The organism is Pontibacter diazotrophicus, assembly GCF_003367245.1.
In the GTDB taxonomy this organism is placed as follows: domain Bacteria; phylum Bacteroidota; class Bacteroidia; order Cytophagales; family Hymenobacteraceae; genus Pontibacter; species Pontibacter diazotrophicus.
On record NZ_QRGR01000003.1, the window covers coordinates 1 to 20,848 of the forward strand.

At 47.6% G+C, this 20,848-nt stretch carries 19 protein-coding genes; 13 read left to right on the top strand and 6 right to left on the bottom strand.

Translation table 11 applies throughout. The features are described 5' to 3' along the window. Nucleotides 1–80 precede the first annotated feature (80 nt). Nucleotides 81–707, bottom strand: coding sequence for a cytochrome c oxidase subunit 3 (locus tag DXT99_RS02150; protein WP_115563884.1), 627 nt, complete (start codon nt 705–707; stop codon nt 81–83). 298 nt (nt 708–1,005) lie between these two features. Here DXT99_RS02150 and DXT99_RS02155 point away from each other — a divergent pair, with 298 nt between their 5' ends. The 11 genes from DXT99_RS02155 (at nt 1,006) to DXT99_RS02205 (ending at nt 14,383) form a co-directional block, all read left to right on the top strand. Further along, the gene (locus DXT99_RS02155; RefSeq protein ID WP_115563885.1) at nt 1,006–1,584 is read left to right on the top strand and encodes a hypothetical protein; all 579 of its coding nucleotides are present in this window, start codon (nt 1,006–1,008) and stop codon (nt 1,582–1,584) included. 253 nt (nt 1,585–1,837) lie between these two features. Then, entirely contained in the window at nt 1,838–2,341 is a 504-nt protein-coding gene (locus DXT99_RS02160) for a DUF4920 domain-containing protein (protein ID WP_115563886.1), read from the top strand. Nucleotides 2,342–2,538: 197 nt separating this feature from the next. Next, a complete protein-coding gene (gene ligA / locus DXT99_RS02165; RefSeq protein WP_115563887.1) occupies nt 2,539–4,551 on the top strand; it encodes an NAD-dependent DNA ligase LigA in 2,013 nt (670 codons plus the stop codon). A gap of 670 nt (nt 4,552–5,221) precedes the next feature. Beyond that, nucleotides 5,222–6,268 carry a sensor histidine kinase gene (locus tag DXT99_RS02170; protein WP_115563888.1) on the top strand — a complete coding sequence of 349 codons (1,047 nt, stop codon included), beginning with the start codon at nt 5,222–5,224 and terminating at the stop codon, nt 6,266–6,268. 4 nt (nt 6,269–6,272) lie between these two features. Beyond that, the gene (locus DXT99_RS02175; RefSeq protein WP_115563889.1) at nt 6,273–7,010 is read left to right on the top strand and encodes a LytR/AlgR family response regulator transcription factor; all 738 of its coding nucleotides are present in this window, start codon (nt 6,273–6,275) and stop codon (nt 7,008–7,010) included. A gap of 183 nt (nt 7,011–7,193) precedes the next feature. After that, entirely contained in the window at nt 7,194–8,069 is an 876-nt protein-coding gene (gene dapA, locus DXT99_RS02180; protein WP_317048109.1) for a 4-hydroxy-tetrahydrodipicolinate synthase, read from the top strand. 257 nt (nt 8,070–8,326) lie between these two features. Then, nucleotides 8,327–8,710: a hypothetical protein gene (locus DXT99_RS02185; RefSeq protein WP_115563890.1), complete on the top strand. Its 384-nt coding sequence runs from the start codon at nt 8,327–8,329 to the stop codon at nt 8,708–8,710. A gap of 126 nt (nt 8,711–8,836) precedes the next feature. Then, entirely contained in the window at nt 8,837–9,508 is a 672-nt protein-coding gene (locus DXT99_RS02190) for a DedA family protein (protein WP_115563891.1), read from the top strand. Nucleotides 9,509–9,557: 49 nt separating this feature from the next. After that, nucleotides 9,558–11,495 carry a KUP/HAK/KT family potassium transporter gene (locus tag DXT99_RS02195; protein ID WP_115563892.1) on the top strand — a complete coding sequence of 646 codons (1,938 nt, stop codon included), beginning with the start codon at nt 9,558–9,560 and terminating at the stop codon, nt 11,493–11,495. Nucleotides 11,496–11,514: 19 nt separating this feature from the next. After that, nucleotides 11,515–12,627 carry a lysylphosphatidylglycerol synthase transmembrane domain-containing protein gene (locus tag DXT99_RS02200; protein ID WP_115563893.1) on the top strand — a complete coding sequence of 371 codons (1,113 nt, stop codon included), beginning with the start codon at nt 11,515–11,517 and terminating at the stop codon, nt 12,625–12,627. A gap of 10 nt (nt 12,628–12,637) precedes the next feature. Next, entirely contained in the window at nt 12,638–14,383 is a 1,746-nt protein-coding gene (locus DXT99_RS02205; protein ID WP_115563894.1) for an amino acid permease, read from the top strand. A gap of 487 nt (nt 14,384–14,870) precedes the next feature. Here the strand turns inward: DXT99_RS02205 and DXT99_RS02210 are convergent, their stop codons facing one another. After that, the gene (locus DXT99_RS02210) at nt 14,871–15,434 is read right to left on the bottom strand and encodes a hypothetical protein (protein ID WP_115563895.1); all 564 of its coding nucleotides are present in this window, start codon (nt 15,432–15,434) and stop codon (nt 14,871–14,873) included. 98 nt (nt 15,435–15,532) lie between these two features. Next, the gene (locus DXT99_RS02215) at nt 15,533–16,282 is read right to left on the bottom strand and encodes a hypothetical protein (RefSeq protein WP_246000411.1); all 750 of its coding nucleotides are present in this window, start codon (nt 16,280–16,282) and stop codon (nt 15,533–15,535) included. Nucleotides 16,283–16,427: 145 nt separating this feature from the next. Between DXT99_RS02215 and DXT99_RS02220 the strand changes: the two genes are divergently transcribed. Together DXT99_RS02220 and DXT99_RS02225 are read left to right on the top strand one after the other, a co-directional pair. Beyond that, the gene (locus tag DXT99_RS02220) at nt 16,428–17,195 is read left to right on the top strand and encodes a hypothetical protein (RefSeq protein WP_115563896.1); all 768 of its coding nucleotides are present in this window, start codon (nt 16,428–16,430) and stop codon (nt 17,193–17,195) included. Between the two features lie 80 nt (nt 17,196–17,275). After that, entirely contained in the window at nt 17,276–17,545 is a 270-nt protein-coding gene (locus DXT99_RS02225) for a hypothetical protein (protein WP_115563897.1), read from the top strand. A 120-nt stretch (nt 17,546–17,665) separates the two neighbouring features. On the opposite strand, the gene DXT99_RS02230 is transcribed toward DXT99_RS02225, so the two are convergent. The 3 genes from DXT99_RS02230 to DXT99_RS02240 all read right to left on the bottom strand — a co-directional run bounded on the left by DXT99_RS02230 (nt 17,666) and on the right by DXT99_RS02240 (nt 20,796). Next, a complete protein-coding gene (locus DXT99_RS02230; protein WP_115563898.1) occupies nt 17,666–17,911 on the bottom strand; it encodes a hypothetical protein in 246 nt (81 codons plus the stop codon). A 607-nt stretch (nt 17,912–18,518) separates the two neighbouring features. Beyond that, the gene (locus DXT99_RS02235; protein ID WP_115563899.1) at nt 18,519–19,676 is read right to left on the bottom strand and encodes an iron-containing alcohol dehydrogenase; all 1,158 of its coding nucleotides are present in this window, start codon (nt 19,674–19,676) and stop codon (nt 18,519–18,521) included. 106 nt (nt 19,677–19,782) lie between these two features. Next, nucleotides 19,783–20,796, bottom strand: a complete 1,014-nt coding sequence (locus DXT99_RS02240; RefSeq protein ID WP_115563900.1) for an NADP-dependent oxidoreductase — start codon at nt 20,794–20,796, stop codon at nt 19,783–19,785. Nucleotides 20,797–20,848: the final 52 nt, after the last annotated feature.

A 20,848-nucleotide genomic window follows, 5' to 3' on the forward strand; every position in this document is an offset into this window, starting at 1 on the left:
GGCCCCTCCCGGAATCTACTATTCCGGGAGGGGCCGCCTCTTTATGGTTCTGTATGAACTTTGATGGAGATCTTACGTCATCAGGCTAAGAAAAGGAAAACAAAATAAAGTCCGAGCCACAGGAAATCCATAAAGTGCCAGTAACTGTTTAACATGGATAGTTGCAGGTGCCGGAAGGGGTCACGAATAAAAATCAGGCTTCTAACGCCGTCTGAGGATACATAGATTGTTTTAAACAGCATAAATGAAAGGAAGATAATGCCTCCGAGCAGGTGCAGAATATGCAACGCCGATATCAGGTACAGGTAGGTACCGGAAGCCTTACCCGAAAAGTACACACCTGTTTTAGACATTTCATTCCAGCCAATGAGTTGTGCCCCGATAAACAAGATTCCCAGAATAAGCGTGAGCGCAAGATACCGGGACATCTTCTTCAGCTTCTCCTTTTTATACAAGCCCGGAACCTTCGACATCGTGTAACTACTGAAGAGTAGCAAAATAGCACTTACACTAAAAAATTTAGGCAAAGCAAACTGGTCGCCGTTAAATCCTCCGGTCCGGGCAAAAGCCACTGTGAGAATAAAAAACAATACCCCAATACCAATCATGCTCAGGTAGAGCAACATCCGGATAGGGTGCATCTTCTCAATTCTCCGGAAGGCAAAGCTTTGCGTTGCGTTTATTTGTTTTTTCTTATCTGAATCCATCCTCAGCCTCTTTTTCAGCAATGTGTTAATATGCGGAACATCTGCGGAAAAGCAAAGTCCACAGTCAGTTATACATTTGTGTTTATCTTTTATATTTATACCGCTGAAGCCATATTTAGTTTAGCATATTCCTAATTAATTTAACTGCTAATGTAACTCTCCTCAGCACATTAAAAAGTGTATTATATAGTAATTCCCTATCCAATACTCCCCTTCCACCACATTTGATGCCATTACCATAACATCCTAAATCAGGAATTTGCGTTTAAAAGGTAATTGCTATACTAAATGGGCTTATATGAAGAAATACCTTTTACCCCTCTTTCTCACACTGCTACTATTGCCCTTGATCAACCTGGAGGCCCTGGCGCAGGAAAACCGCACCCCCTACACAGGTAACAATACCATCATTGTTTCGCTGGAGGGCATAGGCCAACGCTATGAGTTTATATCAGATCAACTGCTGGTGCGCCACAACGAAACAACACACAGGCTAGAGTGTGTCCTGCCTATCGCCAGTCTGATTCCACTGAATGACACCATTCCGCCAGCCATGGCCTATGAAGTACTCTTCGGTGCCAAATACCCTGAGCTTCACATAATGATTGAAGCACCGGAACAACAAGCCGGCACAGGCAGGTTTACGCCCGCCAACAGAGGGCGCACCACTTCCATTAGCCTACAAGGTGTAAACAACGAAACAATCATTCCTGTTGCATTTCAGCCTGAGAAAAACACCTTCTACTTTTCAACGAACTTTGATCTGATGCTGGATAATTTTCAGGCATCGATGCCGGTAAAGTATCTTCCCATCCTTACAGGCAGAGTCCTCTTCAGCATTGAGCGGGCCCAATGGTATAACCTGAGGCAGCAATAGCTTAAAGAAAAACTATATTAAATAAAATCTTTAACAAAACTATGCTATCGACTGGTTTTCAAGTGTATACTATACACGTTTACACATATTGTACACACTGAAAAAGTCTTACACCAGCTCTCCCAAACCTGTAGTACTTTAAGTAAGTTTGCGTTACTGCTCTTTATGTTACTGCTCTTTATATAGAAATGAGCCTATAGTGAAACTCTGTTGTAATAACTATATTTGAGCAGGCTAACATAATATTTGAGTCATGAAAAAAGCTTTTCCTTTACTGTTCATAGCAGCTGTATCTTTTAGCTGTAACCAAACGAAACCTGCCACTGAGGCTCCCGGCACCAGAACTACTACCACAGAGGCCACAACCGGGACCACATATGGCGCAGCGGTTTCAGAAGCAGAGGCTATACCCGCCGCTCAATTGTCTGAAGCAGTCGCCGGCAACGACTCTGTACAGACTACTGTTGCCGCTGAGGTAGTAGAAAGCTGCCAGGCAAAAGGCTGCTGGATGGATGTGAAGCTGGCCGACAACAGTACTATGAAAGTAACTTTCAGCGACTATGGTTTCTTTGTGCCGGTCGAAGACCTGAAAGGCAGGCAGGTCATCTTCACGGGTACAGCGAAGCGCGAAGTGATATCCGTAGAAGACCAGCGCCACTACGCCACAGATGCAGGCAAACCGGAAACGGAGATAGCAGCCATCACAGCGCCTAAAGAAGAATTCCGCTTTGTTGCAGATGGCGTGATACTCAAATAAGCTTTAACCTGCTAAAAAAGAACTAAATAAGCCGACACAATTAATTTACTCCTTTAGCCTGGTACGATTGTGCCAGGCTATTTTTGTCACAGGCAAAGTCTGCAGCCATCCGTTGCAGGCGTTTAATTTCCCCTTCATTGCGTCTCTTAATCTGACTTCTCTTTCCTATTTTTACGGACAGAACAAAAGCCCCCGGCATGACACCAGAGACAGATACAGCGCAGCAGATGCAGCAGCTGACAGAACGCATTAACTACCTCAACTACCAATATTACCAGAACAGCATTTCAGAAGTACCGGACGTTGAGTTCGACAGGATGCTGAAGCAACTGCAGGAGCTGGAGGAAAAACACCCGGACCTGCGCCAGCCAAACTCCCCTACCCTGCGCGTAGGCGGCACCATCACCAAGAACTTTAAAACCGTTTACCACAAATGGCCGATGCTCTCGCTCAGCAACACCTACTCCGAAGAGGACCTGCGCGAGTTCGACAAGAGGGTGCGTAAAGCAATAGGCGAAGAAATAGAGTACGTCTGCGAGCAGAAGTTTGACGGCGTAGCCATCAGCCTGACCTATGAGAACGGTCAGTTTGTGCAGGGTGCCACCCGGGGCGATGGCACACGGGGCGACGACATTACAGCCAATGTACGCACCATACATGACGTACCCCTACAGGTGCATGGCCAGGGCTTTCCGGATTTGTTTGAAGTGCGGGGAGAGGTATTTTTGCCGCTGCAGGTATTTGAGCAACTAAACACCGAGCGTGAGGAAGCTGGCGAACAATTGCTGGCAAACCCACGGAACGCTGCCTCCGGCACGCTGAAACAACAGGATTCCGCTATCGTAGCCAGCCGTAAACTCGGGTGCTTCTCCTACTCCTTCCATTCCGCCACAAACTCGTTCGATACGCACTCTGAGAGCCTGCAGGCTATACAAAAATGGGGTTTTAAGGTATCGGACACCTGGCGGAAGTGCAGCGGCATCGAGGCTGTGCTGGCTTACATCAACGAATGGGAGACAAAGCGCTTCGATTTACCGATTGCTACTGATGGCGTGGTGGTGAAAGTGAACAGCTATGCCCTGCAGGAGGAGCTTGGTTACACTGCCAAAAGCCCCCGCTGGGCCATCGCGTATAAGTACGCCGCCATGAGCGCGGCCACACGGTTGCAGGGTATCCAGTACCAAGTGGGTCGTACGGGCGCTGTAACACCCGTAGCCCTCTTAGAACCAGTACTACTGGCCGGTACTGTTGTGAAGCGCGCCTCGGTGCACAACGCCAACGAAATCCAGCGGCTGGACCTGCGCCTGGGCGACACGGTATTTGTAGAAAAAGGAGGCGAAATTATTCCAAAGATAACCGGTGTGGACTTTGAGAAACGTCCGGCCGATAGTCAGCCAATCCTATACCCGACAGAATGCCCTGCCTGCGGCACGCCTCTGGTGCGCACAGAAGGAGAAGCACATTTTTATTGCCCGAACGATGAAGGTTGCCCGCCGCAGATAAAAGCGAAACTGGAGCACTTTATCTCACGCAAAGCCATGAACATTGATGGCCTGGGGCCTGAAACCATTGAGCAGCTATACAAAACAGAACTGGTACGCAACGCCGCAGACCTCTACGACCTGACCTTCGAGCAACTGGTGGGCCTGGAGCGAATGGGAGAGAAATCCGCGAATAACATCCTGGCTAGTCTCGAAAAATCGAAAGAGACGCCTTATGCCCGGGTACTGTTCGCGCTGGGCATCCGGTTTGTGGGAAGCACAGTGGCCAAAAAGTTAGCAGAACAGTTACCGGATTTAGAGGCCTTGCGCGGAGCAACCTACGAAGAGCTGCTCGCCATCAACGAAATCGGTGACAGGATTGCCAACTCCATTATTCAGTACTTCCAAAACCCTGCCCATGTGCAGCTGGTGGAGCGCCTGAAGGCATCAGGATTGAATTTCAAAGCAGAGAACACTGCTCCTGAAATGGAAAGCGAGAAGCTTGCAGGCAGCACCTTTGTAATTTCAGGCGTTTTCCAGAGCGTGAGCCGGGAAGAGTTGCAACAGCTTATACAAAGCCACGGCGGCAAAGTTGTTTCCTCCATATCGGCCAAGCTCTCTTACCTGGTGGCTGGAGATAAAATGGGACCCGCCAAACTAGAGAAAGCAGGTAAGCTAGGCATCAAAATCCTGACAGAGGATGAGTTTCTGGCTCTTATCCAGGAGTAGCCACTGCTAAAGCAACTAAAGACAAAAAGGCGCCGACTGCAAAACAGCGGCGCCTTTTCTACAAACACTCAAACAAACAACAAACGTATCTTTAACAGGAAATTCTTTGTTTAGAGATAGCAATTCCCCCGGCACTATTATCCAAACCCCTCTATCGCTGCTTTCACTATCTATGTCAGCAGATAATGGAAAGAAAGAGTTTCCCACGGGTCGCTATCGCAAGTAACAGTCGGCTCACAGCCAACACATAATATACTTTATATCAGGTAATAAATTTGTTAACTTAAAACAATCAGTTAAAGCTGACATCATTCCACAATCAGACTCCCTGCCTCCCAAAACTCTAGCTCAGCCCGTGTGACCCGATGCTGACTACTTGCATAGACTGTGCCTCTTGATATCCTTGTTCTAAAGCTGCACTTAATATTTGCCATCTAAAAGTAAACTAGACTAACCGCGGTATAAAATAGACGAATCCCAATACACGCATCATCAGGGGTTTATCATTTAAAATGAGCGCTTCATAGGCATAAAATAGTCCTTTGTATATACTTATGATGTTCAGCAGGATAAAATGCCACAAATTCCTTAACTTTATAGGTAAGGGACTTTAAACATGCTGCCGTAACTATCTCTTTACACCCGACACCTTAGCTGCACCCCGTACATCATGAATCTAACGCTACCAGAGGTGACTATGAAAAAGCGCTATCAGATAGCGCTGCATATTGCCGGTTGGTTGATATTTATCGCCTGGATTTTTTATTTTGTATATGCCAACCGCACGCTTACGTTTGGCAAAGGGCTGGACATAACATTCGGGCTGTTATTCCATCTGCTGATCTTTTACTTTAACTGGTATGTGCTCATACCAAAGTACCTGGCACGCAACCGCATTCTGCTGTACGTGACCGCTGTACTGACCATGCTGATAGCAGTAGCTGTTTTACAGGCCCCTTTTGATTACTATTTGTTCAGGCAGTATAACCCGGGCATGACAACGCTTTTCAGCTATGAACGCCTGCTGCAGTACGTGCTGGGAGGTTTGGTGACCACCTTTATCAGCTCGGCACTGAAGGTAACCGGCAACTACATCCGCAACGAAAGGCGCAACAAGGAACTGGAAACGCAGAAGCTGATGGCTGAGCTGGCTTACCTGAAATCACAGGTAAACCCTCACTTTCTGTTTAACACCCTAAACAACATATACTCATTAGCTTATAAACAACATCCTGAGACGCCAGATGCCATTATGAAGCTCTCGCTGCTGATGCGCTACATGCTGTATGAGAGCAATGATACGCTGGTGAGCCTGGAGAAAGAAGTGGAGCACATCAGGAACTTTATAGACCTTCAGAAGCTGCGCCTGCGGGAGCAGACAGGTATAAAGTTTAACATCGAGGGCGATTTAAAGGGCAAGCAGATTGCTCCCATGCTGTTGATGACGCTAGTGGAGAATGCCTTCAAACATGGCCTGGTGAGCAAGAATGAAATCGGTATCATCATGAACTTGGGCGTAAAAAATAATTCACTGCTTTTTAGTACCATCAACAATACCAGTACACATAAAAAGCGGGAGTTTGGCGGCATCGGCCTCGAAAACCTGAAACGCCGCCTGAACCTGCTGTATCATAACCAGCACAAGCTTACCTTCGAGGAAAAGGAAGGGACATTTTACGCTACTTTAAAAATTTACTTCAGTTCTAACCCTAAATAAAACTATGAATTTACGCTGCATCGCCGTCGACGACGAGCCATTGGCCCTGGATATAATAGAGAGCTACATCAGTAAACTGCCCTTTCTGCAACTCGTCAGAACCTGCTCCAGCGCCACGGAGGCCATGCAGGTGCTGCAGGAGGAAAAGGTAGACCTGATGTTCCTGGATATTGAAATGCCGGAACTGACAGGTATTCAGTTTCTGAATATCCTGAAGAACCAGCCGCTCATCATTTTCACCACTGCCTATCCGGACTATGCCCTGGAAGGCTTCAATCAGGACGCTGTAGACTACCTGCTCAAGCCCATCCCCTTCGACCGCTTTCTGAAGGCCGTGACCAAAGCACAGGAACGGCTGCAGCGCAATGGCAAGGCCGCGGAAGCGGCGCCTGCTGCCCCTGCCGCCCACGCAGCACAGGAGCATGATTTTATGTTCGTGAAGGCCGATTACAAAACCATCCGGGTAGATTTTAAAGACATTCTCTGGATTGAGGGGCTCAAAGACTACATCATCATACAGACTAAAGACCAGAAAATCATAACACTGCTCTCCATGAACAAGATGATGGAGAAACTGTCAGATGCTAAATTCCTGCGCGTGCACCGGTCTTTCATTGTGTCGCTCCAGAAGATCGACAGCATTGAGAAAAGCCGCATCCGCATCGGTAACAAGGAAGTTCCAATTGGGGAAGTATACAAGGAGCAGTTCCTGAAATGGGTGGAGGAAAACAACATCCAGTAAAAGATAAGAGAACAGCGTAGCAAAACGATGTATTTGCTACAGTTGCTTCTCTTCTTCCGCTGTTTATGAAATAACTTTGTTATAAGCTATTTCTTTTGTCCTTCTTCTTTTCTCGATTGTCCTTTTTCAATCAATGCATTTGCAGAAAAGGATTCTTAATTCGAACTTCGTGCGTTGTAAAGAATGAACATGGTAAGAGAGAAATTAAGAGGAACAGGGGTGGCCCTGGTGACGCCTTTTACAAAAGAACTGGCTATAGATTACGACGGACTTCAAAAGCTGTTGGATTTTGTGCTGGAGGGTAAAGTAAATTATATTGTGATAAACGGCACTACTGCCGAATCTGCAACAACTACAACTGCTGAGAAAGCAGAAATACTCAAATTTGTTAAGCAACATGTAAAAGACCAGGTGCCCTTGGTCTATGGCTTAGGCGGCAACAACACGCAACAGGTTATTGAGAATTTTGCTGCAACGGATCTGGAGGGCATCACGGCCATACTTTCGGTGAGCCCGGCGTATAACAAACCTTCACAGCAAGGCATCTACCAGCACTTTCTGCAGATTGCAGATGCTTCGCCGGTGCCGGTGGTACTATACAATGTGCCCGGCCGGACAGGTAGTAACATGACAGCCGAAACCACCCTGAACCTGGCGCTACATGCGAACATCATTGGAATAAAAGAAGCCTCCGGAAGCATGGAGCAATGCATGGCGATTGCCAAACATAAACCAGAAGATTTCATGCTGATAAGCGGCGATGATATGCTGACGGTGCCGATGATATCTTTTGGGGCAGAGGGCGCAATTTCTGTTCTTGCTAATGCCTTCCCTGATAAGTTCAGCACAATGGTGCAACAGGCACTGGATGGAAACTTCAAAAAAGCCACCGAACTGCTGTTTAGCTTCGTGGATATCAACCCGCTCATGTATGAAGAGGGCAACCCTGTAGGAGTTAAAGTACTGCTGGAGCGTTTTAGTGTATGCACTGCCAGTGTACGACTTCCGCTTGTGGAAGCATCGGCTGGCTTACGGGATAAGCTTTTCAAGCTGTTATAGATATTGGACATTATAGCTGAAAAGGCTGGCATGATGCCGGCCCTTTTCTACATTCAGGGATACACATACAAGGGTATGTATCATCTGCTACTCAACTAATCAAACCAATATTAATTAGCCGGCTACACCCTCTCCTTAACTTCTAAGGCAGAACGTGAAAGCTATACCGGAAAGTAGCTGTGTTTGAGGTAATAGGCTATTAGAATCACCCTTGCGAAGCCTTCAAAAAATATTATTGCCCTCTCCTATTGTTTTGGATGCTACAACTGCATTCCTTTGCTGCTGTGAAAGCGACACTGGTACCGATTTTTGAGAAGCTAAGCCTTCTGCTGGCAATGCTGCTATGCAGTGCTTTCGCCTTTGCTGTGCCTGCTACGGCTGCCCCTGCTTTAGCCACAGAAAATAACCAAAGTGCTTATTCTTCTGATGAAGCGACCTTTTCAATTGTAGCTGGTGAGGTTAGCGCCGGTGATGCTGAAGGCATACTTCAGAAGGCAGAAAAAACGCTGTGGTCTCCAATTACAAGAGTATTTTTACAACTCCTATACCCGCAGCCTCTAATTACAGAAGCTGTTCCTTCGCACCGTTCCTTCCATTCGGGGGCTAACATTCTCCACTCCATCCTCTCCAAAGGACCTTAGTACTCCCTACTTTCCCTGAACCTCTTCTTTATTATAAGAAGATAAGCGCTGTATTCCCTATTCAGGAAGTATAAAGAAGCTTTCCACTCATTCCTGCCTTTTTTACTTTTCTTATCAATTACGATTATGGAGCTACTACAGCACCTGATTGACTTTATACTGCATATAGACCTGCACCTTGTCAGTTTGCTACAGCAGTATGAAAGTTGGATTTATCTTATCCTTTTCCTTATCATTTTCTGCGAAACAGGCCTGGTGGTGACACCTTTCCTGCCGGGAGACTCACTTTTGTTTGCCCTGGGAGCACTGGCGGCTATACCGGCTTCAGGCCTTAACCTCTTGCTGCTGTTAGCACTATTATGCACCGCTGCCATTTTGGGAGATTCTTTTAATTACCTGACAGGTTTGAAGCTTGGAAGCAGGGTGTACAGAAAGAACTATTGGTTTCTGAAGCAGGAGCACCTGCAGCAAGCGGAGCGCTTTTATGCCCGCTATGGTGGCCGCACCATCATTTATGCCCGCTTTATACCTATCGTGCGCACTTTTGCTCCTTTTGTGGCAGGTATGAGCAAGATGAACTACAGCAGGTTCCTGTATTATAACATAGCGGGTGCCCTTGTCTGGGTGCTGTTCTTCGTGCTGATTGGTTATATGTTCGGTAACATGCCAGCGGTAAAGGAAAACTTCTCTATGCTGGTGCTGGGCATTATCGGGGTGTCTATGCTCCCGCCAGTCATCACGGTGGCGAAGCAACGCATCGCGACAAGAAAGCAGGCAAAAGTACAAAGCCTGAAATAGCATGCATCAGCCGCTTTTCCAATTAAGAGTGTCTTCTCGCTTACATTAAATGAAACAACACACAAAAGCCGGTGCCGTCTCAACGGCGGGCTTGCTTATCTCGCTAGGCATCATTTACGGCGACATCGGAACTTCACCGCTGTACGTGATGAAAGCCATTATCGGGGATGCTCCTATCTCGCAAACGCTGGTATATGGGGGAATTTCCTGCGTGTTCTGGACGCTTACACTGCAAACAACCATTAAGTATGTGCTGCTAACGCTGCAAGCCGATAACAACGGCGAAGGAGGCATCTTCTCCCTTTATACCCTCATACGCCGAAGGGCACCGTGGCTCATTGTGCCGGCCATGATTGGAGGGGCCGCTCTTTTGGCTGACGGCATCATTACACCGCCTATTTCGGTGTCTTCCGCCATCGAGGGCCTACGCATACTGAAGCCTGATATACCGACAGTACCCATTGTAATGGCTATTCTAACGCTGCTGTTTGTGATGCAGCGCTTTGGCACCGAGATAGTAGGTAAGGCGTTTGGTCCGGTTATGCTGGTTTGGTTCACGATGCTGGCTTCATTAGGCGCTGTTGCAGTAGTGGATCACCCGGAGATACTGGAGGCACTGAACCCCCGCTTTGCCTATGAACTGCTGGTCCACTACCCGAACGGGTTCTGGCTGTTAGGTGCCGTGTTTCTCTGTACAACCGGAGCGGAAGCCCTTTACTCAGACTTAGGCCACTGCGGCCGCCATAACATACAGTTCAGCTGGGCTTTTGTGAAAACCTGCCTGCTGCTGAATTACCTGGGCCAGGGCGCCTGGCTGATGACACAGCAGGGGCAGCAACTGCAGGGTAACCCTTTTTATGGCATCATGCCCGGTTGGTTCCTGCTCATCGGTATCTCCATTGCGACCATTGCCGCTGTTATCGCCAGTCAGGCCCTTATCAGTGGATCCTTCACCCTTATCAGCGAAGCCATCCGACTAAATCTGTGGCCAAGGGTAAGGCTGATTTACCCGACTAACCTGAAGGGGCAGCTGTATGTACCCAGCATTAATTGGCTGATGTGGCTCGGGTGCCTGGGGGTGGTTTTATATTTCAGGGAGTCTGAACGCATGGAGGCGGCGTATGGTTTAGCCATTACCATGGCAATGCTTTCTACTACTATCCTGATGAGCTATTACCTGTACACAAAATTTCATTCACGCATGCTGGTGATGCTATTCCTGCTGGTGTACAGCACAATAGAAGGTGCTTTTTTAGTTGCTAACCTGAGCAAGTTCTCACACGGAGGTTGGGTTTCGCTCCTGATTGGAGGCATGCTGCTCACGGTTATGTACATCTGGATAAAAGCTTTCCAGATTAAGCGCAGCCTGGCAGAATATGTGCGCCTGAAAGAGTATCTGCCGGCGCTGAAAGAACTCAGTGCAGACGAAACCATTCCGAAGTATTCTACCCACCTTGTGTTCATGACGAGTGCCCCGCATCCGAAGGAAATAGAGTCAAAGGTAATCTACTCCATCTTTCAGAAACGACCGAAGCGGGCAGACATTTACTGGTTCATACATGTGGAAACAACGGATGAGCCTTATACCTCAGAATACAAGGTAAGAAAGCTAGCGGAGGGAGATGTTATTAGAATTGACTTCAAGCTGGGCTTTAGGGTAGAGCAGCGTATTAACCTGTTTTTCAGGACAGTAGTAGAGGAACTGGTGCAGAATGGCGAAGTAGATATTACGAGCCGCTACCACTCTCTGAACAAGCAGCAGCTTATCGGCGACTTCCGGTTTGTGGTGCTGGAAAAGTTCTTGTCGTACGAGAACGATCTTCCGCTCGCAAAGCGCATTATCATGGAGTGGTACTTTAGCATAAAGGAGTTTACCAGTTCCGAAAGCAAGTGGTTTGGCCTCGACACAAGCTCTGTAAAAGTAGAAAAAGTGCCTCTTGTTATCATGCCTGCACAATTGCCGCAGATGAAAAGAGTGATGGTATGACAGTAGACTCACAGCAACTATGGCCTTAACGAAACAGAAACTACAGGAAAAGTTCTCCACGCGCAGGCTCGTACTGCCGATGCTGCTGGGCTTTGGTGTGATAGGCTATATGCTGTACACCAGCTATGAGCCGGGGCAAGTGAATACGCTGCTGCAGGCAAGCCCATTTTGGGTGGGGATGGCTCTGTTGGTGCTTCTTGTACGGGATTTCGGGTACATCTACCGTATCCGCTATATCACGGATAAAGTACTGAGCTGGAAACAGAGCTTCAACATTATCATGCTGTGGGAGTTTGCTTCCTGTGCCCTGCCTTCTGTGATGGGTGGTACTACGGTGGTCGCTTATATCCTGTTCAAGGAAAAGATTCCGCTCGGCAAAGCCATTGCACAGGTGATGGTGACTTCGCTGCTGGACAACCTTTACTTTGTGCTGGCTGTACCCCTTGTGCTTTACTTTACAAAAGGAAACGTGCTGCCTGGGATGGTTGGCCTGAGCGAGACATTACGAGAAAGCCTCGCCATCGCTTTTATAATGAGTTACCTGCTGATTTCCCTATATGCTTTTACTATGTTTTATGCGCTTTTCATTAACCCGAAGGTCGTAAAGCGCCTGTTTATCCGGCTGGGGCAGCTAAGACCATTCAGAAAATGGCGGGAGCAGATGTTCCGCCATGCCAACGAGCTCCTGATCGCGTCGCAGCACCTGCGCAACAAAAATTACGATTACTGGCTGCATGCCGGTATTTCAACCGCTTTTGTCTGGACTGCCCGCTACATCATCATCGGCTGCCTGATTGCGGCTTTCACACAGCTTAACCTGCACGACCACCTGCTTATCTTCTCGCGCAACCTTATTTATAAGATTGTCCTGTTTATGTCGATAACACCAGGGGCAGCAGGTATAGCCGAAATCGCTTTCCCGGCCTTCTTCGGAGCCTATCTGGGAAGCTTTACTACCATTGTCGTGCTACTGTACCGTTTACTGACGCATTACCTGTACCTCGTGTTGGGAGCCATCATTTTCCCACGCTGGGCAGCACGCACTTTCAGTGGCAATGAGCTGACAGATAAGACAAAACCTGTGACACCAGAACAACCTGAAACTTTTAACACCCAACCTATGGCTGTGTAACAGCCGCTTTATGAGCAATTTGCTGAACAACCTTACCCGCCGCAAGAGTGCTACGGCACTACTGGCTGATTATGAAAAGGATGGAAACATCCATGGCACCAACCTGGTGCGGACCCTTCGGCTGAAGGATTTAATATCATTTGGGATTGCCGCCATCATAGGGGCAGGCATCTTTAGTACCATCGGGAATGCCAGCGCTGCTGGTGGGCCGGGTGTATCGCTGCTTTTCATTTTTACAGCGGTAGCATGCGGCTTCTCGGCCCTTTGTTATGCCCAGTTTGCCTCTACTATACCTGTTTCAGGAAGCGCCTACACCTATGCCTATGCTTCTTTCGGGGAATTGGTTGCCTGGATCATTGGATGGGATTTGCTCATGGAGTATGCTATCGGAAATATTGCCGTGGCTATCTCCTGGTCCGACTATTTCACGGCTGTGATGCATGGCGTAGGACTTGGCCTGCCGGAGTACCTGACAATGGACTACCTGAGCGCCTCCCGCGGCTTTGAAACAGCCTCTGCCCTACTGGCACAGGGCAACCTGTTGGCTACGCTGCCGGCGAACATGCAGGAAGCATACCTGGCCTGGCAGCAGGCTCCTTCTATAGCGGGAATCCGATTAGTTGCAGATGTCCCGGCTTTAGGCATTACGGTGCTGATTACGTACCTCGTTTACATTGGCATAAAAGAGTCGAAGCGCACGGCAAACCTGCTGGTGTTGCTTAAGCTGCTGGTTATCCTGCTGGTGATAACGGTGGGAGCCTTTTATGTAAACACTGACAACTGGACTCCCTTCGCTCCAAATGGCATATCCGGCATCATGAAAGGTGTGTCGGCTGTGTTCTTTGCTTACATCGGTTTTGATGCCATTTCCACTACCGCCGAAGAATGCGAAAACCCACAACGCGATTTACCAAAAGCCATGATTTTCGCGCTCATCATCTGCACGGTGCTGTATGTAATTCTGGCGCTGATTTTAACAGGTATGGTGCCTTACCAGGAGCTCGCTGTGGGCGACCCGCTGGCGTTTGTGTTCTCCAGGGTTAACCTGGATGCCATTGCGGGTATAGTGGCCGTTAGTGCAATTGTAGCCATGGCCAGTGTATTGCTCGTGTTTCAGTATGGGCAGCCCCGCATCTGGATGAGTATGAGCCGCGATGGCCTGCTACCGCAGATATTTTCCCGCATCCATCCAAAGCATAGAACTCCTTCCTTCGCTACCATTGTGACAGGCTTTGTAGTGGCGGTTCCTGCACTGTTTATGAACCTGACAGAGGTAACGGACCTGACAAGCATCGGTACTTTATTCGCTTTTGTGCTCGTGTGCGGCGGTATACTGCTCATGGAGCAGCAGCAAGGCATACCGGCCACAAACAAAGGATTCCGGGTGCCCTATATCAATGGAAAATTTGTTCTGCCCATGCTTCTGATGGCTGGGCTTGTGTTGCTGTATGTTTACAACCAGGAGGGCCTGACGCAGTTTTTCCGGATGGATGGTGGCTGGGAAACTTTCCAGCACAAACTGCCCCTGATAGGCTTTATACTGGTAGTTATTGTACTTACCCTGCTCACCTTTACCCGCAACCTTTCGCTGATACCGGTGTTAGGCCTGCTGACAAACCTGTACCTGATGACAGAGCTGGGTATTACCAACTGGAGCCGCTTTATGGCGTGGCTGGCACTGGGCCTGCTCATCTACTTCTTCTACGGCTACCGCAACAGCAAACTACATAAGCCAGCCGCCAAAGTAGCAGCATAGGTGAGTGAATGAGAAACAGAAATACATATCAAGTTTGCTCCTACTCCTTTGGATACGATTGCTATGTTTATCTTTCCCTTCAGCTCATCTCAGGAAACTGTAGTAGCACAAGTACCTGGTTGATAAATTATGTTAAATTGAAATTAGTGTAACAATATGGGAAGCCTGTGGGGATGCTTGATACCGCTTTCTCCCATTTCACACACTAGAGGCTGCAATGCCTCCATATTTTAAAGAAATAGTTAGTTGAATTATATATAGTAAAAGCCACAGCTTCTAGCGGTGACCTTTCTTATTCAGTAAAAACAGCCCCTGCTTCATTGGTTGCAGGGGCTGTTTGCTTTTCATCTATCAGGTGATCAATTCTCAGGTAACCAACTCTTATCAATAGAAAGGCCGCGGCTAATTGCCGCGGCCTTTCTATTGATGGAAAAATGAATACTAATGTACCTCCGGTTATACTTCTTTATTATACAAGAAGTATTTCTTAGCGATTGTATCCCCCGAAGTGACCATAGTAATGATTATCATCTCTGTTTCTGTCACCAAACCTGTCATTGCCAAACTCACGGAAGGAGTCTGAGTTGCCGTAGCCTATGTCGTGGCGGAAACCATGGTTCCCACGGCTGTCGAAATCGCGGTAACGGTCCCCCTCCTCTGGGTTGTCATAGTTCGGGTTGTATCCCTGGTTATAGCTGTAGTGTCTCGGCCGGCCCGCATAGGGTCCTTCTCCATAAGGGAAACGCTCTACCCTATCCAGATCATTTTCTGCGCCATACGGTAGCCCGTAATCCATCTGCCTGGACTGGCCGCTATAATTTGAAATGCCATACATTTCCTGGTACTTGTCATCTCGTGTACCTTCCCGGCCTCCCTCGCGGCCATATTCACGGCTTTGCTGCAGTCTATAGTTCTGTCCTTCTTCATTCCGGGTGTCGCCCAGGTGCGCATTCTCGCGCCCGTGGAAACGCCAGTGGCGGTGGTTGCCATGGCCTTCCTGTCTATAATCACGGCTAAAGTTGCCGTAGTTTCTTTCTCTGTCGTCTCTCATAGCTTTAAAATATTAAGTTTTAAGCAGCACCGGTTTTACAACCGGTGCTGCTTTGGTTTCTTTTATCTGTGTGTTTTCTCAGGGGTGCTTCCCGAGGACTAGCGTCTGTCTCTGTCACGCATGTAGTCATCGTAACGGTCGCGGCGCTGGTCGCTTTCACCTCGCCAGCGCTCCAGGTTGCTGTATCGGGTATCTTCGCCGTAGTGATCTTCGCCACGGGCATAGTTGCGGCCGGCAAAACCAGTACTATAGTCATTGTCATACATTCTGTTGCCATGCTCATAGCGGCGATAAGACTCATAGTCTCCACGTGAACCGCGATCCCAATTACCATCGTCATTGCCACGGCGCACATCATGACCAAATTTCTCATCCGCCATGCCATAACGGTAATCAGAATGATCATTGTTACCTAAGGTCCTGTCGCTATAATCCTGGTTGCTATAGTCGCCACGGGCATCATACTGGCGGTGCGTATTGCGGTCCTCGTCTTCGATAAACGTCATACCATAGGGGTTGTCCTGGCTGAAGTTACCGCTATTGGTGTGGTCCTCTCCACTATATTGGGCTCCTCCAGACTGGAAGCGCCCCTGCGGATACATTTGGCTGTGGTCCGCATTGCTGTTAAAGCTGGTATCGTCGCCGTACTGGCTAAAGGAATTGTCGCCGTAGCCACGGTTAAAATGGCTGTCTCTGGTGTAGTTGCCGCGGTCCGAATTCTGACCATGGTGGTGGCCATGCAGCGGGCGTGGACCTCTACCCCTATCGTCTCTGTATGTATCCCTGATATTACCGCTTTCTCTGTTGTTATCTCTTCCTCTGTTATTGTCACTTCTATCGTCTCTCATAGCTTTTCTAGGTTTGATTTGATTATCTATTATACCTCTTATTACGGGTGCAGGGGGCCTATAGGTTAACCACAGGGCAGACTATAAGTAAACCTCAGCCCTTTTCATGCGTTAAAAAAGGTATCACACTAAATATAAACTGACTATGGAAAGAGACAATTGGAATAATAGAAACCGATACAGCAACGACAGAAATCAGAACCGCGGCAACGAGCATCGTGCAGATGAGGACAGCTACCGTGGTGCGTATCGCCTGGATACCTCCAGCGACCATCGAAATGTAAGCACCTGGAATGGATTTGACAGAGGCGAAGAGAACCGCAATCAGGATTCCGACTACAACCGCAACTATAACAACGACTACAATCGAAATTATAATAACGACTACAACCGCAACTACAACAGTGGCCAGCAAGGAAACCGTGGCGGCAGCACTGCAGGAAACTTCGATTACGACCGCGACAACCGTTACCAGTACCAGGACCGCGGAGACAATACCCGCAACTGGGACGAGCAGTACCAGTCTACCAGTGGTGGCTACAACTCCCGCTTCGGTGGTAACCAAGGCGGCAACAGCGGTGGGTACGACAGAGAAAACAGACACGACAGTGTCCGCAGCCGTATAGATAAAAGAGACAATTCCGGTTGGGGAAACTTTAACTCCGATTACAGCCCCGACAATTACGCAGGCAGAAGAAGTGGTGCTAACGAAGGTAACATGGCGGGTTCTTTAAGCTTTGGATACGACGGCGACAGAAACTCTGACCCTGACTGGAACAGACATTATGACCCGCTCAGCGGAGAGCGCCGCAGCTATCATGGCGACTATCAGAGCAGGCAACAGGACCGCAGCCAGTACAGAGGCAGCACAAGCCGTAACAGAAATGCCGAAAATGATAGTGGTTGGTATTAGCAACCGGTAAATTAAATTTAAATTTTATGGTAGAAGGGCTCTGCCCTCTCTATCCTTTTCTAAACCTAAAAACGAAAACAATGAGCACGAACGATAAAAATAAAGAGGAAAAGAATAATAACTACAGCAATAAAGATCAACTGAAGAATGAAAACCTCAACAACACTGTGAACGAAGGTAACAGCGTACCTAACATCCACCCAACTGGTAAGGACCGCGAAATAGTTGACAACGAAGAAGTTCTGAAAGGTAACGTTGGTGGAGCTCCATCGCAGAAAAGCGGTAGCCGGGGCAGCGCTGATGTACAGGACGGTGGCGAAGATGTTGGAAGCAGCGCCGGAAGTCACTAAAAATAAATAAGAGAGTCTTTTGGCTCTCTTCCTGACTTAGACTAGTCTCACAGTTCTTTGCAACTGAAACAGGAAAGCCACCTTATATAAGGTGGCTTTCCTGTTTCAGTTGCAAATGGCCTACTGAAGCTCTTCCTGCTCCATGTACTCCCACATGGCATCTTCGCTTGCGCCTGTTTTTGCTGCGTAAATCAACATCGTAGTGTACACTCCAATCAGAAGGAAGCTCAGCGGGACAGAAAAAATGAAAGAAATTACAAGTGTCTTCACCGGATCAGGCTTAGAACTCATTTTAGTGGAAGCATACCAGAAAAACAATACATTGAATATTCCGGAAAGCGCTATGAAGTTGATAATATCTAACATTGGCTAAAAGGTATCGTCAGGTTGTTTAGTGTTTATAAGCTTTCAAAGGCTTTGATGTTAAGCGCCAACCCCACGATGAACTCCATTGTTCTTATTTAAATCTCTCTTTTAACAAAACAGCTTAGTGCAATTTAAGAGGCCGACACATAAATCACAAGCTTTGTTAAGAAAATATTATTATATCATTAGCCTGCAAAAATGAATCATAAAATAGGAATAATTTTTAATTTTTTCATCTCATTTCTTCTCATAGCTACAAAAAGTTTATTTATCCGCTCTCGTCTTGAATTCTAAGAGAGACATGCACTAGCATATATCAAAGTCAAAAAACAAAAAACAATGAAAAGAACAGTGCAATTTTCATCAACTCATTCCACTCCAGATTTTAGAAAGAAGTGTCAGTAGCACGTCGAAAGCTGCTTTTTTCTGGCCATCAGAAACGTTAACCCGGCAGGTGCAGCATCTATTCTCTCTTATTTTGCTGATGGACCAAACGTGTATAGTGCACTGCCATGGTGAAGCGCATAGCGTAAACATTTAAAAAATCAAAAAGCCCGCTATACTGTAAAGTATAGCGGGCTTTTTGATTTTAGTCTAAAGATGACACCTAGAGGCTCATCATCAGAATTTCTTTTACGTCATCCACCTGTATATCGGCACGCTCACCCAGGTTTTTCACGCCACGTTCCTGAAAACGCTGCACAATGGTTTTAATAGTGTCTTCCCCTACTTCATAATCTGACAGGCTGGTACTAATTTCCATAGATTCAAAGAAAGAGATGGTAGCCTGTAACGTGGCTTCTAAGCACTCATCTTCTGTTCCGGCATCTACACCCCATACTCGCTTTCCGTATTGGAGCAGCTTTTCTTTTTTGGATTCGCTCTTGTAACGGAGCAAAGATGGCAACACAATCGCCAGGGTTCGGGCATGGTCAATGCCATGCAGTGCGGTCAGTTCATGCCCTATCATATGCGTAGCCCAGTCAGTTGGCACTCCCACCCGAATCACTCCGTTCAGCGCCATTGTGGCACTCCACATAATATTGCCCATCGTATCGTAGTCCTGCGGGTTTAGCAACGCTTTCGGTCCTTCTTCTTTCAGCGTCAGTAGGATAGCTTCTGCCATACGGTCCTGCAGCGGCGCATTTACCGGGTAGGTGAGATATTGTTCCAGCACATGTGTGAAGGCATCCACAACACCGTTGCTTATCTGCCGTATCGGCAGGGTAAAGGTTGTTTCCGGGTCCAGTATCGAAAACTTTGGAAAGGTGTAAGGGCTGCCGAAGGAGAGCTTCTCTTTTGTTGATACTCTTGTGATCACAGCACCGGAGTTCATCTCTGAGCCTGTACCAGGCAATGTCAGCACCGTTCCGAAAGGAACTGCTCCTTTCACCTGTTCACGCTTTGCCAGTATATCCCAGGGGTCTTCTCCCTCATATGCCATCGCGGCTACAATAAATTTTGTTCCGTCGATAACTGAACCACCGCCTACGGCCAAGATAAAGTCTATTTCCTGGCGCCTTCCAATTTCTACAGCCTGCATCAGCGTTTCGTAGTGTGGGTTAGGCTCAATGTTACTGAATTCGATGACAGTGCGGCCTTCCAGGGCTTTCATTACCTGTTCGTATACACCATTTTTCCTGATACTGCCCCCGCCGTACGTCACCATTACGCGTGCGTCGGCAGGTATTTCTTTGGCTATCGAACTGATCTGTCCTTTGCCGAAAATTATTTTAACAGGATTATAGAAATTGAAGTTATTCATTTTAATGCTAAGTGATTCTCTTTATAAGATTGCTGAATGGAACAGCACGTTGCTTCGGCCGATGTGCAGATAGTATAAAGGAGACGATGCTGTAATTCAACAAAATTCAGACCTCCCGCTCCGCTACTTTTACCAATTGTTTGCCTGTATTTTCACCTGAAAAGAGCCCTAAGAATGCTTCCGGTATCTGTTCGAAGCCTTCTTTTACGGATTCCTGGTATTGCAGTTTACCTTCCTGCAGCCAGGTAGTCAGCTCTTTTGCAGCATGTCCGAACTCGCTGGTATAATCATTTACAATAAAGCCTTTCATCAGGACACTCTTCTTGAGCAGGATAGGTTCTACCCGCAGCCCTGTAGCCGGACTGGTATTGTTGTAAAAAGCAATCTGCCCACAAATAGCAATGCGGCTAAACTTATTCAGTGCGTGATATACAGCATCGGATATCTCACCGCCCACATTATCAAAATATACGTCTACGCCATCCGGACAAGCCTTTGCTACCGCTTCGTTTATGTTAACAGTGGTTTTATAGTTGATGCCTTCATCGAAACCCAGCTCATTTACAAGGTATTCAATCTTATCATCTGAACCTGCAATGCCCACCACACGGCAGCCTTTCAACTTGGCTATCTGCCCCACGACAGTTCCCACCGCTCCTGCTGCACCAGATACTACCACTGTTTCGCCTTCTTTTGGCTGCCCGATATGCAGAAGCCCGAAATATGCCGTCAGGCCGGGCATACCCAAGATGCCTAAGTGGTAACTCAGGGGCGCCATATCCGGGTCTATTGGATTCAGGCCTTTGCCATTGTGCACCACATACTGCTGCCATGGCAGGTTGCCCACAACCACTGCCCCCTTCTGCAGCTTCTCGTTTTTACTTTCCAATACTTCAGCCACAACACCACCCATGATGGGTTTGCCTACCTCGTACGGCGCCACATACGACTTAACATCGCTCATACGGCCACGCATGTAAGGGTCAACGGAGATATATAGGGCTTTTAGCAGCACTTCCCCCTCTTCTATAGTGGCCACATCAGTTTGGGTAAATTCGAAATTGTCCTGTGTAGGCGTTCCTTTCGGGCGACTACTTAATATTATTGTTTTGTTCTTCATGTTTTAATTTCACTCATTTTAATTCAAAGGCATGTTATCTTTAGAAAAAAGT